This is a genomic window from Bradyrhizobium sp. MI1.10, from assembly GCF_055811035.1.
The window spans coordinates 83,873-99,417 of record NZ_JBVVPN010000017.1; the positions used below are offsets into that span (position 1 = coordinate 83,873).

A 15,545-nucleotide genomic window follows, 5' to 3' on the forward strand; every position below is an offset into this window, starting at 1 on the left:
CAGCGAGTTGGAAGTGGTTGCCTTGGACAGTGCATCGCTGACAGAATGGTTGGTATAGTGGTGTGGGGGGCGGTTGTGAATTTCCAAGTGTCCATTTCGAAGGTGCTTGCTAGCTACCCGAACGGCGACGCTGTCGGACATCAAGCGCGACCTCGCATTTCTGGCGACCAGCGGCTCGGATTGGGCGAAGTATAGCACGCCTTTCCTTCGCTGGATGTCTTCTCGCTCGGTTTCGTGCAGAGATATTCGTTCGGCTGGCGGTTGACCGCGAAGGGCGCGATTGCACTTGAGATGATGGAAGAGAGCGCCAGAGCCGCCGTGGGGTGTATCGAATCGGCGCAGGAAGCGACAGCGCCGGAAAACGTCCGAGTAGAACCATCCCTATCAGACATAGAGGCGGTTGGCGAGCAGACCGAGCAACCGGCGTCACCGGAGGATCGGCGCGCTCGGTTTACCGTCGTCGAGGGTGGCCGGAGAAAGGCCGCGTAGCGGCTCCTGTTCGGACCGCAACGTGCCCTGTATCACGCGCTGCTTTGGGGGGCCAATGGAGCGGCCCGCAGTTGCCGCAACGACTTGGAAATGCGCTTCGTTGCTGCGAGCTCAGCGACGTCCGAAAGCCAATCGCAGCAAGCAGCGCGCGTTCTTTGTCGAGAGCGGATGAGGCCTTCACAACCGCTTGGCCCACTAAACCGCTTCTTTGAGTCCGTTTTCCCACTGCATAGACCTTGATCTACACCATAAATCGTTGTCTTGAATTTGGATGCAGGATGTTACAACGTGGCTGTTCGCTCACGTACGGGCGTTCTGCCGCTCTCTGCATCTTCGCGCAGAGCCGCCATTTCAATAATGATTGCGCAAATTGCAAATGAACGATGTGGTTTTAATTGCTGATAACGAGTCCGGTAGGCTGGCGGCCCATCAGTTGCGTTCGCAAGTTTTGAGCGAGTTGCACGCGCGTCCATTCACACCAATTCCCGTCCCCAGCCGAGTGCTCCACTTTGCCTTCGACACGTCGGGAGCCCGGGCGGAGGCCGATCGCAACAATCTTGCAGAGCTCTGTAAGGCGCATGGCCTGGCCATACCGTCGCTGCAGGAACGATACCACCGCGTTCAACTCGGCGCGCTCGCTTTACGGTGGGAGCAGCATTCAGAGTTCACAACTTATACCTGGGAAACTGCTTCTGATAGTGATGTGGCGCCATTCGATCCGAGACCTACCTCTCTCGCAGCTGCAATGAATCGCGTTCCGCAACCGGGCCCACTATTGGTTGCTCTCGATTTGCATCTGCTTCCTGAACAGGCAGGAGAAGCCATACCCGACCTTCCATTCGACCGCGCAAGTCTGGTGAAGGCTGAGAATTCAGATGGGAAAGCGTTCTATGCAACCGATTTTCAGCCGGATTCCTACGGGTTTATTCGCATTCTCGTTATCGACCGTGGACTTGACCGGGAGCGCGCGGGAGCGCTGGTACAGCGAATAATTGAGGTCGAGACCTATCGGACGTTCGCTCTTCTCGGCCTACCTGAAGCTCGCCGGCTCGCGCCCAGTGTCGGCCTTATCGAAAAACGACTTGCGGAGGTCATGGACGAGATGCGCAGGGCGAATGACCTTGCCAGCAACAGGGGACTGTTGAATGAATTGACGGAGCTGGCCGCGGAGGTCGAGTCGGGCGCGGCTGCCAGCGGTTTTCGTTTTGGCGCAAGTCGCGCTTATGAGGAAATAGTCCAGCAGCGGCTCCAGACAATTGGCGAGAGGAAGTTAGACGGCTTTCCGACGTGGTCGTCCTTCCTGGACCGCCGAATGGCTCCCGCAATGCGTACATGCGCCACTCTCGACGCGCGGCAGGCCACTCTCTCCGTCAAACTTTCGCGAGCCGCGGATCTCCTTCGAACGCGTGTCGATGTCGAGCTCGAGCAACAAAACCAACAGTTGCTGCAATCGATGAACGCACGAACGCGACTGCAATTGCGGCTTCAAACAACCGTAGAGGGGCTATCTGTTGCCGCCATAACTTACTATGTCGTTGGCCTTTTTGGGTACTTTGTCAAAGCTGCTCATGACAGTGGTCGCGTATCGATTGAACCAAACTACATGATCGCGGGGTTCGTTCCGATTGCCGCGTTGACGATCTGGTCGACCGTTCGAAAGATCCGTCGAAAGCACGCCAATGACGAGGGATGATTGCTCACGCCTGTCCACGATTGCAGCGCCAAAATGGTGCCCTGATTGGCTGATCGGAAGACTGGCAGCGTCGAAGCCGGTAATCCTGCCCACCCAGCCTGGAGGGGTAAAACGGCATCGGCTTTGCCGGCAACCAAGCATAGCGACGAGCGGATGAGCTGCTCAGGTATATTGAAGCTCCAAGTGCCCCTGCGCTGAGCGCCTCAAGCCGTGCTAACGGATGACGTTGGGCTGTCAACCTTCGGCCGCTCGCAGCTCGTCCAGCTCGAATCATTCCGTGATCGAGGATTCCGGGCCAGGCCTCCTCCACACACGCCGCCATTCGATCTGATTGGATGGAGACCACAGGGGGTCTGGTTAGATTGCCTGCGACCCCACTCGCGGCAACGATTTGCTTGTTTTCGAAATGTCAGCTGCTCCAGCTGGGGCGCAGTCTTCTGGACTGACAACTGCCGTGGAGGGGACCGTTGAAGGTTCCCCGGAATATTGCTAAGAAAGTTTCCAATTAGGCAAGAAGGATTGCATGGAAACCCAAGGAACAGTGCTCATCGTCGCCCGCGCTAGCCCCCAATGGTCCACGACGGAAGAGGTTCTATCTGAGGAGTATGGCTATCGCGTCCTGGTCGTCCGCTCGGCGGAGGAAGCGACGAGCGCGTTGTCGGACGCTCACATTGATTTGGTTCTAGCAGAACACGGCCCAAGCGGCGAAGGTTTGACATTCCTTGTTAACTTGCGGGTCAGCCACCCAGACATCGTCCGCGTCCTCGCGCTTGAGGCAAAAACGGAGTTGAGCCAGCAGGCGATTTCACCGGCCGCAATCTATCAATTTGTGCGCAAGCCCTTGGATGCAAAGCAAATCGGCTTGGTCGTCGAGCGCGGCCTGGAATCGCGCGAGCTTTCACGCCGCCATCGGATGCTGTCGCGCGAATTCAAGATCCGTGGCGATACGTTAGGACTGCAGCGACGAAATGGCGCTTCGTTGCATATCGAGAGCCAGCGTTTCGAAAAATTGGTCTATGTTAGCGAAAAGCTCAGCGAACTCTGTGACCTTGCACGTAAAGCTGCGCGAACGGAATTGCCCATTCTGATTCAAGGCGAGACGGGCACGGGCAAGGAATTGCTGGCCCGGGCAATTCACTACAATTCGCCCCGCAAGACGAGCCCATTAATGGTCCAGAATTGCGGCGGGATGTCCGATGAGTTGCTTCACTCCGAATTGTTTGGCCACAAGCGCGGTGCGTTCACGGGCGCCATCTCCGACCGTCTAGGCTTGTTTCGGGCTGGGGACGGCGGAACGGTATTCCTGGACGAGATCTCGGAGGTGTCACCATCCTTTCAGGTGAGCCTGCTACGGTTTCTTCAGGAGGGCGAAGTCAAGCCGCTCGGTTCCGACAAGACGCAGACCTGCAACGTTCGCATCATCGCAGCCTCAAACCGGCCGCTGCGGACGCTCGTTGCCGCCGGACAATATCGACAGGACCTCTATTTTCGTCTCAAAGGTTTCGAACTCGAGGTGCCACCACTTCGTGAACGCCCTGTCGATATTCCGGCGCTCGCGGAGTTTTTTGCTGCCAAACATGCCGACGCAATGGGGCGAAAAATTCTTGGTATTTCCGCCGGGACTCTCGAAAAGCTGGCCGCGTTCGACTTTCCCGGAAACGTTCGCGAGCTCGAAAATGAAATCCGCCGAATGGTATCCTTGGCTGAAGATGGTGAGTATCTGACGACAAAGTACATGTCATCGTCAATTCTCGCGGCGCCGCCACGTCCTCGATCGAGCGCCGCGCTTGCATTTGTCCCGCAAGGAACCACCTTGAAGGACAAGGTCGAGAGTTTGGAAAAGCAGGTTCTGAACGAAGCGCTGGATCGCCATCGCTGGAACCAAAGCCGGGCTGCGAACGAACTTGGTCTGTCGCGCGTTGGCTTGGCCAACAAGATCAAACGGTACGGTCTCGACGAAGCTAAGTGAGAGTTGCGATGCCCGATGGCAAGGATGCAATCAATAAGGGTACGTCAGCGGAAATCGTCCGTTTTCCGCAATCCCGGGTAAACCCGGCGGGAAGCTCCGAGCCCTTCAAAGAGCTTGGCACTAGCGATCTTTCAAGAACGCTTGGCTTGCCCGAACGCCAGGCCACCGGCCACTGGTGCAGCCGGTGCCGCGGCATCTGGTATGGATACCTGCTGGAAGTCACTTGCCCGTCGTGTGGCAACCGTCAAGGATAATCGCAAGCCACTGTGCGCCCGGCGTTCGCTGCCCGCGAAAACCCGGAGAGTAGATATCTATCAGGCGCGCGGCGCGATCTGAGGAGGCCAAAGGCCTACGGCCGCCCGGCTCACCGTTGTGACACTTGCAATCGTGTTCTTCGTCGGAGCGCCTGCGGATTATCGCCTGAGCACGGGGCCATTGGCGCGCTTTGACCGTGTTGTATCGATCCATCGAATTTGAAAACTAACTTTGCATAGCCAACTTGCTTTGCAGCCGACGCACGCGAGGAAACACCTCAGCTTGTTGGACGAGTTGACGCTAAGCATCTGTCTTTACGAGGTCTTTTCAAGGCCGCCCAATCCGGCACAGGTCTTGCTGTACTATAGTTCAAGCGCCGTTTTTGGTAGGCGATAGAACATAGTGGAGGAAATTGATGGCTAATCTACTTTGGCTCCAGGGCGGCGCATGTTCGGGAAATACGATGTCGTTCCTCAATGCGGAGGAGCCGAGCGCCTGCGACCTGGTGACTGATTTTGGCATCAATGTTCTCTGGCATCCCTCGCTCGGCATGGAGCTTGGTGAGAACCTCAAAAAAATGCTGAATGCGCTTGTGTCTGGTGCCATGCCACTGGATATTTTCGTCTTCGAAGGCTCGGTGGTCAACGCACCAAACGGCACAGGCGAATGGAATCGGTTTGCGGGCCGTCCGATGAAGGATTGGGTCGCCGATCTTGCGAAGGTGGCGGGCTATACGGTCGCAATCGGTGACTGCGCGACTTGGGGCGGGATTCCGGCAACGGCACCGAACCCGTCGGAGAGCGAAGGGCTGCAATTTCTGAAGCGCAAGCACGGCGGATTTCTCGGACCGGCCTATAAATCCAAGGCTGGGCTGCCCGTCATCAATGTTCCTGGCTGCCCCGCGCATCCTGACTGGATAACCCAAATCGTTGTTGCGGTCGCTACGGGACGCGGCGGCGACCTGACACTGGACGAATTCCAGCGTCCGAAAACTTTTTTCACCAGTTTCACGCAAACGGGCTGCACCCGTAACATGCACTTCGCCTACAAGGTATCCGCGACCGAATACGGACAGCGCAAGGGCTGCCTGTTCTATGACCTCGGATGTCGCGGTCCGATGACACACTCGCCTTGCAATCGGATCCTGTGGAATCGCCAGTCGTCAAAGACGCGGGCGGGCATGCCTTGTATGGGGTGCACGGAGCCGGAATTCCCATTCTTCGATTTGATGCCGGGCACGGTTTTCAAGACGCAAACGATGATGGGTGTTCCAAAGGACATGCCGCTCGGCGTCGACAAGGCCGGGTACATCAAGCTCACGGCAGCAGCCAAGGCGGCGTCTCCGGCCTGGGCCGAGGAAGACATCTTCGTCGTTTGAGCTGCCAGCTCACCCAACAACCGCGCAGACATTTCACCTTGTAAAATCAGGATGCATTCCTATGCCCTCAGCCGTTCAAACACTTGATATTTCTCCCGTCGGGCGCGTCGAAGGCGACCTTGATGTCCGCGTCAACATTCAGGATGGAGTCGTCGTCGACGCCTGGACCCAGGCCGAGTTGTTCCGCGGCTTCGAGGTGATCTTGCGTGACAAGGACCCCCAGGCAGGCCTTGTGGTCACACCTCGGGCCTGCGGAATTTGCGGTGCTTCGCATCTGACGTGCGCGGCCTGGGCACTCGATACCGCGTGGCAAACGGAAGTGCCCCGCAATGCGATTCTGGCACGGAATCTCGGTCAGCTTGTCGAAAGCCTTCAGAGCCTGCCGCGTCATCACTACGGTCTGTTCATGATCGATTACACGCACAAGAACTACTCGAAATCGAAATACTACGAAGAAGCCGTCAAACGCTGGGCACCGTTCACCGGAAGCAATTACGAAATCGGCGTCACGATCTCTGGCAAGCCAGTGGAAATTTACGCGCTTTTGGGCGGCCAGTGGCCGCACTCAAGCTACATGGTCCCGGGCGGCGTGATGTGCGCACCGACCCTGACCGACGTCACGAGAGCGTGGTCGATCCTGGAATATTTCCGCCGTGACTGGATGGAGAAAATCTGGCTCGGATGTTCATTGGAGCGCTACGAAGAGATCAAATCCTATGACGACTTCATGGCCTGGCTCGACGAGAAGTCCGAGCACGCAAATTCCGACCTAGGAATGTTCTGGCGGATGAGCGTTGACTGTGGGATGGACAAGTTCGGGAAGGGCCACGAAAAGTTCGTCTCGTGGGGGTACTTGCCGCATGAAGACAAATATCAGAAGCCGACGATCGATGGGCGTAACGCGGCTTTGATTATGAAGAGCGGTGTTTATGACGGTAACGCCAACAGCTTTAAGCTGATGGATCAGAAGCACACGCGGGAAGATACGATGCGTTCCTGGTACGATGAGCCGGGTGGGGTGCATCCTTTCGATCGCAAGACGGTACCTACGCAGAAGAACACCATCAATATGGACGGCCAATATTCCTGGTCGACGGCTGTGCGCCACGACGAATCAGGACGCCTGGAAGCTGGACCGCTGTCTCGTCAGCTGATCGCCGGCGGCACGCATGGGGAAGCCTGGCAGCACTTCGATCCACTGGTACTCGACATGTACAGGAAGTTGGGTGGGGCAAACGTCATGTTGCGGCACTTCGCCCGCATGCATGAAGGCGTTAAGCTTTATCGCCAGGCCGAACGCGCGTTGCGTGCATTTCGGCTCAACGACCCCTGGTATATCAAGCCCACCGAACGGGATGGACGCGGCTGGGGAGCTACAGAGGCCATTCGTGGCGCACTCTGCCACTGGATCGAGGTCAAGGATGGCAAGATCAAAAATTACCAGATCATTGCCCCGACGACCTGGAATGTTGGCCCAAGGTCGGCCGATGGCGTTCGCGGCCCGATGGAGCAGGCCTTGATCGGTTCTCCGATCAGGGACCCGCACGACCCAGTCGAGGTCGGTCACGTTTGCCGCTCGTACGATTCTTGTCTGGTTTGCACCGTCCACGCACATGACGCAAAGACAGGCGAGGAATTGGCGCGCTTCCGAACGGCCTGAGGTTCGCTCATCGGGCACGCTGTGGGTATTGGGGCGCTGGTGCTTAAATTGCCGGTTGTAACGTCATATGCTGAATTTTTCGAGCGAAAGGCGGTCGCGCATGGCGTCTGACAAAGAGGTTGTGCTCAAGGCGATCGCCGACATGCTCGAGAATGGGCTCAAAACGGAAGTCGAGCCTTTTCCCGAAACCGACAAGGAGTTTGGCGATATTTTGCTCCAGCTTCGCCGGCTGGATCCGAAGGATCTTGAAGGCAAGCTGGTGGTCGGAGGCTTTGTAAACCATCCGTACGGCCCGGATAACCAGCGATGCCTGGAGTGCATGTACTATCTGGTGCATCGAAGATGGTGCGACCTGCCGGAGCTTGCGGTCCCCGTCGAGCCAGAGTGGTGGTGCCGATTGTGGCGAATCTGATGTCTTGACTGACAGCCGCGAGAGCGAACCTCAGGAGAGATGACGCCGTGTGCGACGGGAAGATCCGGGACGAGATTCGCTCTCTTCTGGCGGGTGGCCTCAAAACGGAGGTACTGCCACGGGCCGATTCCCATGAAGACGTCCAGGCCATCGTTTCCCGGCTGAAAGCCGCAGGAAACGAGCTGAAGAGGAAGCTCGTGCTCGGCGGATTTACCCTCGAACCGGTCGAACACGAGGGTCTCGAGCAACTGTGTGAAACGTGCATGTATTACAAGCTCCACCGCCGCTATTGCGAACTGCCTGAGCTCGATGTGCCCGTTGAGCCCCAATGGTCCTGCCGCCTTTGGCGCATTTAGGTGTCGATGCTGCGCCGCGCAGGGCCACCGATACCAGATCTATACGCCGCGTCGTTCCCGGCGCATCATGTCACGATGACACATCGTCGCCTCGTGCGGGATCGCAGATGGTGACAAATGGGGTAGCGGGCTCCCGATGATCGTGGTCATAGGATGTGGAAATCCAAATCGCCTCGATGACGGTGCAGGTCTTGAAGTCCTGCGCCTGCTGGAAGCGCGCGGTGTTGGAGCGGGCCCACAAAACGTCCGTCTGCTGGCTGCAGGAACTGACGGCATGGCGACCATGTTTGCGGCGCGTGGGTGCCGGACGCTGATTGTTGTGGATGCGTGTCGCTCGGGCTCTCCGCCAGGGGCGGTTTTCGAAGTGCCAGGGAGCGAGCTGGAGCAGCGCTACGAGCCATCGCTTAACCTGCACGATTTCCGGTGGGATCACGCACTTTTCGCAGGCCGGAAGATCTTTCGCGACGACTTTCCCTCGGACGTCGTCGTGCTTTTGATTGAAGCGCAGACCGTCGAATTGGGAATCGGCCTCTCTGATGCCGCATCAGCCGCTGTCGCGAAAGTGACCGACCGCATTGCCACGCTCATCGATGCACGTCTTGGTCCAGAGGGATCGTCGTGACCGCTGTCTTTTTTGTCAGAATAGCGCGCGGGGCACTTTATCTGAGCCGCGAAACATACGACCGCTATTTTGCAGGGTTGGAGGCGGTCATCCTGTTACGCCGCGCGGATGACCTCTGGATCATGCCAGTCCGTCACGCCGCCGCCGGGGGCTATCTCCTCAAGCTTCGCAACAGCCGAGGAGACCGCGTGGTGCATGCGCCAGATTTCCTGCGCGAGCACGCAGTCGATGAATACGTCGCCTCGCAGCTGCCGGTCGCGTGGTCGCCGGAAGCTGGTGCGCTCATCGCCCTTGGCGCTTTCCTGCAAACTAAGTTTACATAACGCATAATAGATAGACAGTTCCGATTTCGTGCTGCTAGAGTAGCTCTCGTACCAAGCGTGCAGCCAAAAATGCGCTGGTCGGAGGAAGCAGTGATTACAGGACTTCTCGGCGATGAAGTGCGTGCGGCCCTCGCGGCTGCTGATGACGCCGAGGCGAGCCCCTCCGAGCGGGCCGAGATGCTGATGGAGATTGCGATGGGTCTGCAGCGGCAGCCCAAATCGCCGGATCAGCTTCATGCTGCGGTTGCCCTCTATGACAAGGCGCTGGCGATTTGTCCTGAGGACATGCGGCTTCTGTCGGCTCGAATTCTGGCGCGCAAAGGCACTGCGCTACAGGCCATACCGGAGGAAGGTACAGCGGCGCTTGAGCAGGCGCGCTCGGCCTTTGAGCAGGCAATCCGGACTATGACCGAGCTCGGCAGGCCTGAGGAGCTTGCCGAAGCTGAGATGAATTTCGGGCTGGTATTGCAGAATCTTGCAGGCGTGAACAAGGCCCGCATCACAGACGCCATTTCCGCTTATCAACGTGCGCTGCGGACTTTCACGCGATCTGAGTTTCCGCAGGAGTTCGTGATCCTGCAGAACAACCTTGCCACGGCGTTTCTCTCGATCCCCATGACGGACGAACGCGGAAAAATGCGTGAAGCACTCGCAGTGCAGGCTTTCGAAGAAGGTCTCAAAGTCATCACGCTGATCGACAATCCAACTGAATATGCGATGCTGCAAAACAATCTCGGCAATGCTCTGCAATATGTGTCCTCGAGCCACACGATCGCGAACAACATACGGGCACTTGAGGCCTACGACGAAGCGTTGAAGGTGCGTACGCGCGAGACGACCCCTCTGGAATATGCGAACACGATTTGCAACAAAGCGAACTGTCTGTGGAATCTGCCCGACAATCCCAGCGATCCAGACAGTGGCAATCGATCCAATCTTTTACAAGCGCGCGCCTACTACGGCGAAGCGCGGGAGATCTTCATGGCGCATGGCGACTTGGAGAAGGGAAAGGTTGTTGCCGAAGCGATCGACCAGATTCAGCGCGAGCTGCTCGCATCGAATTCGGCCGATGGCCAAGTCGTGCGTTCTCATTCTAGCAATCGTCAACCGAACGAAACCGGAGCATCCGATCTATGACCCTACCGTCTTCTCCAGAAATGTTGGTTGTTTCGTTTATCCTGGGCGTCGTTGCCTCGATTGGCGGCGGCGTCATCGGAGGCGTAGTCGTCGGCGGCAAGGTGTTGGGGAATGAACTGGCCGCGCTACTGGGGGGCTTCTATGGGCCCCTGGCCGGCGTTGCCGGCACCTTTCTTGGGCTCGCCATCGTTACGATTGTCGGCTGAGAGAACGATATCATGTGGGCAATGGCTCAGAATTCAATCGTTCTGTTCTTCCGCGGCAAGTTGTTTGCCGAACCGCGCAAAGCATTCCTCATGATTTTTTTGGGCGTGCTTGTGACTGCATCGTTGCTGGTCATGATCGCAAAGCTGGGTGCCCCATTGTGGATGGCGGCGCCCGTCGCGGCGTTCGTCGGCGGTGGGTTGCAGCCCTACCTGTTTCGCAACCTTCGCTATCGGTGACGCTGCCGGGAATCCGCATGTGAGAACGATATGAACGCTCACGATATGACCTCGACGACGCGCGACGATCTTGCCGGCTTGGTCGGCGACATCGAGCGACTGGAGGCCATATTTGCGACGTGGGACCATACCCAGCAGGCGGCGGTCGGCGCTTACAAACTAGCCATCGAGGCGCTCGAGGGGGAAGCGTTGCGGCGGTTGATCCGTGCGCTCAAAACTAATCCTGCCGCGCTTGCTGCGATGAAGAATGCCGTCGCCGACGAGGTTGTCTACGCGGTTTTGCGCCGGCATCAGATAGTCAAACCCAGTCTAAACGAACGCGTCGAAGCCGCGCTTGAGGCCGTCCGCCCCATGTTGGGCTCGCATGGTGGCGACGTGGAGCTCGTCAAAGTGAACCCACCCAAGGTGGAGGTGCGTTTCATCGGGGCATGCGACGGCTGTCCCGCATCCGCATTGACGTTCCACGCCGGCGTGAAGAAGGCAGTTCAGGAGGCATGTCCAGAGATTACAGAGATTGTACAGGTGAAGGGACTGGGCAGCTCCGACAACGGCGTTCGCTTCGTCAGCCCGTTCGCGCTTGACGCACAAGGGAACTGGCTCTCGGCTGGTCTCTTGGCCGACATTCCGGAAGGTGGGGTTCGCGCGATCACGATTGGCGGAGAGAAGCTATTGTTGTCCCGCGGCGGCGCGAGTGTCACTTGCTTTCAGAATGCCTGCGCTCATCTGGGATTTCCGATCCACGACGGCGAGGTGGAAAGCGGCATTATCACCTGTCCGCATCATGGCTTTCAGTATGACCTTTCGAGTGGCGAATGCCTCACCGCGCCAGAGGTCGCCCTCCAATCCCATGCGGTTCGCGTTATCGGCGCTCAGGTTGAGGTCAGGATTTCGGTGTAGCCATGCAGGTGTCCTTTGCTCCTCGCCGATTGCATAAGGCTCTTACCCGGGCCGGAGACAATCACGTCGCGCGGCCGCTCTTGGCTCATGACGGCGCACGCGCGGTCCTTGGGGGCGAGGCGCTGCCGAATGGTCTGGCGCAATCAATCGTGCCGGGCCCGACGACGCTGTTCGGCCCGCGGGGGGCATGCCTTGCCGGCGCGGGCGGACCGCTGTTTGTCTCTGACACAGGCCATCATCGGCTCATGATCTGGCGATCTCTGCCATTGGCAGATCAGGAACCGGCGGATCTGGTGATAGGCCAACCGGATTTTTCACGGGAAGGACGCAACGCCGAAGGCGATGTGGGGCCAGCGACGCTCAACATGCCGACTGGAATCGCAGCGTCTAATGGCGTCCTGGCCGTAGCCGATGCATGGAACCACCGCATTCTGATCTGGCATACCTATCCTGAAACATCCAACCAGCCTGCCGATGTCGTGCTTGGGCAGACAGATTTTTCCAGCGGTCTTGCCAATCGCGGCGCTGACGCGCCCCGACCGGACACATTGAATTGGTGCTACGGCGTGGCCATCGTGGACGGGAAACTGATCGTCTGCGACACGGGCAATCGCCGTGTCCTGGTCTGGGATCGTATTCCAATCTCGAATGGCACGCCGGCCGATCTGGTCTTGGGGCAGCTCGACTTTGTGACCCGCGATGACAATGCTGGGCAGGCCGGCGGCGCGGTCGGCATGCGCTGGCCCCACGGCATAGCGGTCTCTAGGGGTATGTTGTTCGTCTCTGACGCTGGCAATAATCGAGTCATGGCCTGGCGAACATTTCCACGTTCCATCGGTCAAGCCTGCGATTTCGTGCTCGGCCAGTGCGATTTCACGCACCTCGATCACAACCGCGCCTCCTATCATCCGACATCTAGCGCGATGAACATGCCGTACGGACTGACCGTGCAAGGCGAAATGCTGATCGTGACCGATACCGCCAATTCGCGATTACTTGGATTCGAACTGGACGGGCTATCAATGGATTCTCCTGCCATAGCGCTGGCTGGGCAGCCCATGTTCTCGGCCAAAGGAGACAATCGGTGGCGTTCTGCCACGCGGGACAGCCTTTGCTGGCCCTACGCTGCTTTAGCCTGCGATGATCTGCTGGTCGTGGCCGACGCTGGCAATAACCGCATACTCCTCTGGGAGGCGGCTTGTGACCCATCTTAGCAGCATCGCGCAATCTGAGCCCAGTGTCGGAGCGGAGATTCGCGTGCGCGGCCGCGTGCAAGGGGTTGGCTTTCGGCCGGCGGTCTGGCGTTTCGCGCGTGAGCTTGGTCTGTCGGGCGACGTTCGAAATGACGCGGACGGTGTGCTGATCCGGGTTTTCGGCAGCGAGCGCACGATAGCTGCACTCATCGCCCGCATCCACACTGACTCGCCACCACTGGCTCGTATCGATGCAATCGAGACACGGCCCGGTCGTGGCGGTCTGCCGGCGCACTTCCTCATTGCCGGAAGCCTTACCGGCGGCGCAAATACCCAAGTTGCACCTGACGCCGCGATTTGCGCTGAATGTGCCGAAGAGATTACGAGCCCGTTCGGCCGCCGCTATCGCTATCCCTTCACCAACTGCACCAATTGCGGACCGCGGCTTGGCATCGTCAACGCTATCCCCTATGACCGCGCCAGTACCACGATGGCGCCATTTGAGATGTGCGCAGCCTGCCGTCTCGAGTACGAAGACCCTGCCGATCGCCGCTTCCATGCCGAAGCAATCGCCTGCCATGCCTGCGGTCCGAAGGCGAGATTGGTTCGCTTCGACGGCCGGGCGTTCAGCTTCGACCAGTTCTCGATGATGGATGATGTCGATGCCGCCTGTGGCCTGATAAAGAATGGCGAGATTGTCGCGATCAAGGGTCTCGGAGGCTATCAGCTGGCCTGCGATGCCACGAACGCCGCGGCCGTCGCAAGGCTGCGCCGAACGAAGCATCGTGACGCCAAGCCGTTCGCCCTGATGGCCCGTGATCTCGGCGTGATCCGTCGCTATTGCAGCGTGAGCGCCCAAGAGTCAGCACTGTTGTCGACTCCCTCAGGGCCGATCGTGCTGCTCGAGGCCAATGGCGCGGAAAGACTACCGGCCACAATTGCGCCGGGTCTTGCCACGCTGGGGTTCATGCTGCCGACGACCCCGATGCATCTTCTCATGTTGCGTAGGATGGCCCGGCCGGTGGTGATGACCAGCGGCAACCTCTCGGACGAGCCGCAGGTTGTGTTAGACGAGGAAGCGCGCGAACGGCTTGGCGGGATCGCCTCCTATGCGCTGATCCACGATCGTGAAATCGCGAACCGAATTGACGATTCTGTCGTGCGCGTCCTCGGCGGCCGCGTGAGGCTGCTGCGCCGAGCCCGCGGCTACGCACCGGAGTGGATAGTCCTGCCTAGGGGATTCGAGGCAGCGCCAGATGTGCTGGCGATGGGCGGCGAGTTGAAGTCGACCTTCTGCCTCCTCAAGGATGGTGCCGCTATCCTTTCGCAGCATCAGGGCGATCTCGAGGATGCGAGATGTTTCGATGATTACCGGACGAATCTCGTGCTTTATGCTCGCTTGTTCGATCACTCACCGGCCGCTCTGGCCGTCGACTTGCATCCCGAATATCTGCCCTCGAAATTTGCCCACGAGCGTGCCGTCGCCGACGGGTTGCCCCTGATTGCAGTTCAGCACCACCACGCCCATATCGCCTCCTGCCTGGCCGACAACAAATATCCGCTGGATGCCCCCGCGGTGCTCGGTATTGTGCTCGACGGTTTGGGTTGGGGGGGCGACGGTACGCTGTGGGGCGGCGAATTCTTGCTCGCCGATTACAGGGACTATCAACGGCTTGGCACGTTCAAGCCGGTCGCGATGATCGGTGGGGCTACTGCAGCCCGCGAGCCTTGGCGAAACCTGTACGCGCACCTGATGGCCGAGATGAAGTGGCCGGAATTCTCCATGAATTTCGATCAGCTCGCAGTTCATGGCTATTTGTCAGCCAAGCCGCGCGGCACCCTCGATGCCATGATCAAGAAGGGCATCAATGCGCTGCCGGCGTCATCATGTGGTCGGCTGTTCGATGCCGTTGCCGCGGCGCTGGATGTTTGCCGCGAGCGACAGGCCTACGAGGGCGAGGCCGCGGCGCGATTGGAAGCCATGGTTGACCCCGATACGATGCTGAATGAGGGGGATGAGCTCGGCTATCCCTTGACTATTCCGAATCTGCCCGGTTCGGGACTGCCGTACATTGAGCCGAGAGCAATGTGGGCCGCGGTGTTGGGTGATCTGATCTTGAACACGCCAGCGCCAGTCATGGCCGCACGCTTCCATAAGGGCTTGGCGATATCGATCGTCGCCATGACGAGAAAGCTCGCCGGCGGCGAGGACGATGCGACGCAACCGCGTTTCTCGACGGTCGCCTTGTCGGGCGGCTGCTTCCAGAACAGGGTTCTATTCGAGGAAGTCAGCCGTCGTCTTGAACAGGCGAAATTTTCGGTGCTCTCGCATGCTCAGGTTCCCGCCAATGACGGTGGACTTGCACTGGGGCAAGCGGCCATCGCTGCCGCGCATCTGATCGATAAACAAAGGCCGTCAACAGAAGGAAGCAGGTCATGTGTCTCGGCATTCCCGGACGCATCGTGAAGATCGACGATGTGACCAAGCGCCTCGCAACGGTCGATGTTGGTGGCGTCAAGCGACAAATTAACATCGCCTGCATCGTGAACGACGACCATCCGGTCGAGTCGTGCGTAGGCGACTGGGTGCTGGTTCACGTCGGTTTCGCGATGAGCCGGATCAACGAGGAAGAGGCAGCCCAGACCTTGAAAATACTGATCGAACTCGGCGAAGCCCAGGCCGAGATCGAGGCAATGAAGCTGTCGGCGGCCCAGTAA

15 protein-coding genes are annotated in these 15,545 nt (G+C 58.7%); all 15 read left to right on the plus strand.

Annotated elements, in window-relative coordinates; translation table 11 throughout:
• Positions 1 to 865: 865 nt before the first annotated feature.
• The 15 genes from AC0L3K_RS19335 (at position 866) to AC0L3K_RS19405 (ending at position 15,545) form a co-directional block, all read left to right on the plus strand.
• Positions 866 to 2,182, plus strand: a complete 1,317-nt coding sequence (locus AC0L3K_RS19335; RefSeq protein WP_473366640.1) for a DUF3422 family protein — start codon at positions 866 to 868, stop codon at positions 2,180 to 2,182.
• A 523-nt stretch (positions 2,183 to 2,705) separates the two neighbouring features.
• Complete coding sequence (locus AC0L3K_RS19340; RefSeq protein ID WP_473366641.1) at positions 2,706 to 4,151, plus strand: sigma-54 dependent transcriptional regulator; 1,446 nt, start codon at positions 2,706 to 2,708, stop codon at positions 4,149 to 4,151.
• Positions 4,152 to 4,821: 670 nt separating this feature from the next.
• Positions 4,822 to 5,784, plus strand: a complete 963-nt coding sequence (locus AC0L3K_RS19345) for an NADH-quinone oxidoreductase subunit B family protein (protein WP_085395748.1) — start codon at positions 4,822 to 4,824, stop codon at positions 5,782 to 5,784.
• A gap of 61 nt (positions 5,785 to 5,845) precedes the next feature.
• Complete coding sequence (locus tag AC0L3K_RS19350; RefSeq protein ID WP_473366642.1) at positions 5,846 to 7,444, plus strand: nickel-dependent hydrogenase large subunit; 1,599 nt, start codon at positions 5,846 to 5,848, stop codon at positions 7,442 to 7,444.
• A gap of 100 nt (positions 7,445 to 7,544) precedes the next feature.
• Entirely contained in the window at positions 7,545 to 7,856 is a 312-nt protein-coding gene (locus AC0L3K_RS19355) for a hypothetical protein (protein ID WP_007594380.1), read from the plus strand.
• A gap of 47 nt (positions 7,857 to 7,903) precedes the next feature.
• The gene (locus AC0L3K_RS19360; protein ID WP_473366643.1) at positions 7,904 to 8,212 is read left to right on the plus strand and encodes a hypothetical protein; all 309 of its coding nucleotides are present in this window, start codon (positions 7,904 to 7,906) and stop codon (positions 8,210 to 8,212) included.
• Positions 8,213 to 8,348: 136 nt separating this feature from the next.
• Positions 8,349 to 8,834, plus strand: a complete 486-nt coding sequence (locus tag AC0L3K_RS19365) for a hydrogenase maturation protease (protein WP_473366644.1) — start codon at positions 8,349 to 8,351, stop codon at positions 8,832 to 8,834.
• A complete protein-coding gene (locus AC0L3K_RS19370; RefSeq protein ID WP_473366645.1) occupies positions 8,831 to 9,157 on the plus strand; it encodes a hypothetical protein in 327 nt (108 codons plus the stop codon). Before AC0L3K_RS19365 ends, AC0L3K_RS19370 begins: the two co-directional genes overlap by 4 nt.
• Positions 9,158 to 9,247: 90 nt before the next feature.
• Positions 9,248 to 10,294 (plus strand): hypothetical protein, encoded by a 1,047-nt coding sequence (locus tag AC0L3K_RS19375; protein WP_473366646.1) that lies wholly within the window; start codon positions 9,248 to 9,250, stop codon positions 10,292 to 10,294.
• The gene (locus tag AC0L3K_RS19380) at positions 10,291 to 10,500 is read left to right on the plus strand and encodes a hypothetical protein (protein WP_473366647.1); all 210 of its coding nucleotides are present in this window, start codon (positions 10,291 to 10,293) and stop codon (positions 10,498 to 10,500) included. Before AC0L3K_RS19375 ends, AC0L3K_RS19380 begins: the two co-directional genes overlap by 4 nt.
• A 21-nt stretch (positions 10,501 to 10,521) precedes the next feature.
• Entirely contained in the window at positions 10,522 to 10,737 is a 216-nt protein-coding gene (locus tag AC0L3K_RS19385; protein WP_473366648.1) for a hypothetical protein, read from the plus strand.
• Between the two features lie 30 nt (positions 10,738 to 10,767).
• Positions 10,768 to 11,634, plus strand: coding sequence for a NifU family protein (locus AC0L3K_RS19390; RefSeq protein WP_473366649.1), 867 nt, complete (start codon positions 10,768 to 10,770; stop codon positions 11,632 to 11,634).
• A 2-nt stretch (positions 11,635 to 11,636) separates the two neighbouring features.
• Positions 11,637 to 12,848 (plus strand): NHL repeat-containing protein, encoded by a 1,212-nt coding sequence (locus tag AC0L3K_RS19395; protein WP_473366650.1) that lies wholly within the window; start codon positions 11,637 to 11,639, stop codon positions 12,846 to 12,848.
• The gene (gene hypF / locus AC0L3K_RS19400; protein WP_473366651.1) at positions 12,835 to 15,294 is read left to right on the plus strand and encodes a carbamoyltransferase HypF; all 2,460 of its coding nucleotides are present in this window, start codon (positions 12,835 to 12,837) and stop codon (positions 15,292 to 15,294) included. Before AC0L3K_RS19395 ends, hypF begins: the two co-directional genes overlap by 14 nt.
• Positions 15,264 to 15,545, plus strand: coding sequence for a HypC/HybG/HupF family hydrogenase formation chaperone (locus tag AC0L3K_RS19405; protein WP_007594357.1), 282 nt, complete (start codon positions 15,264 to 15,266; stop codon positions 15,543 to 15,545). Before hypF ends, AC0L3K_RS19405 begins: the two co-directional genes overlap by 31 nt.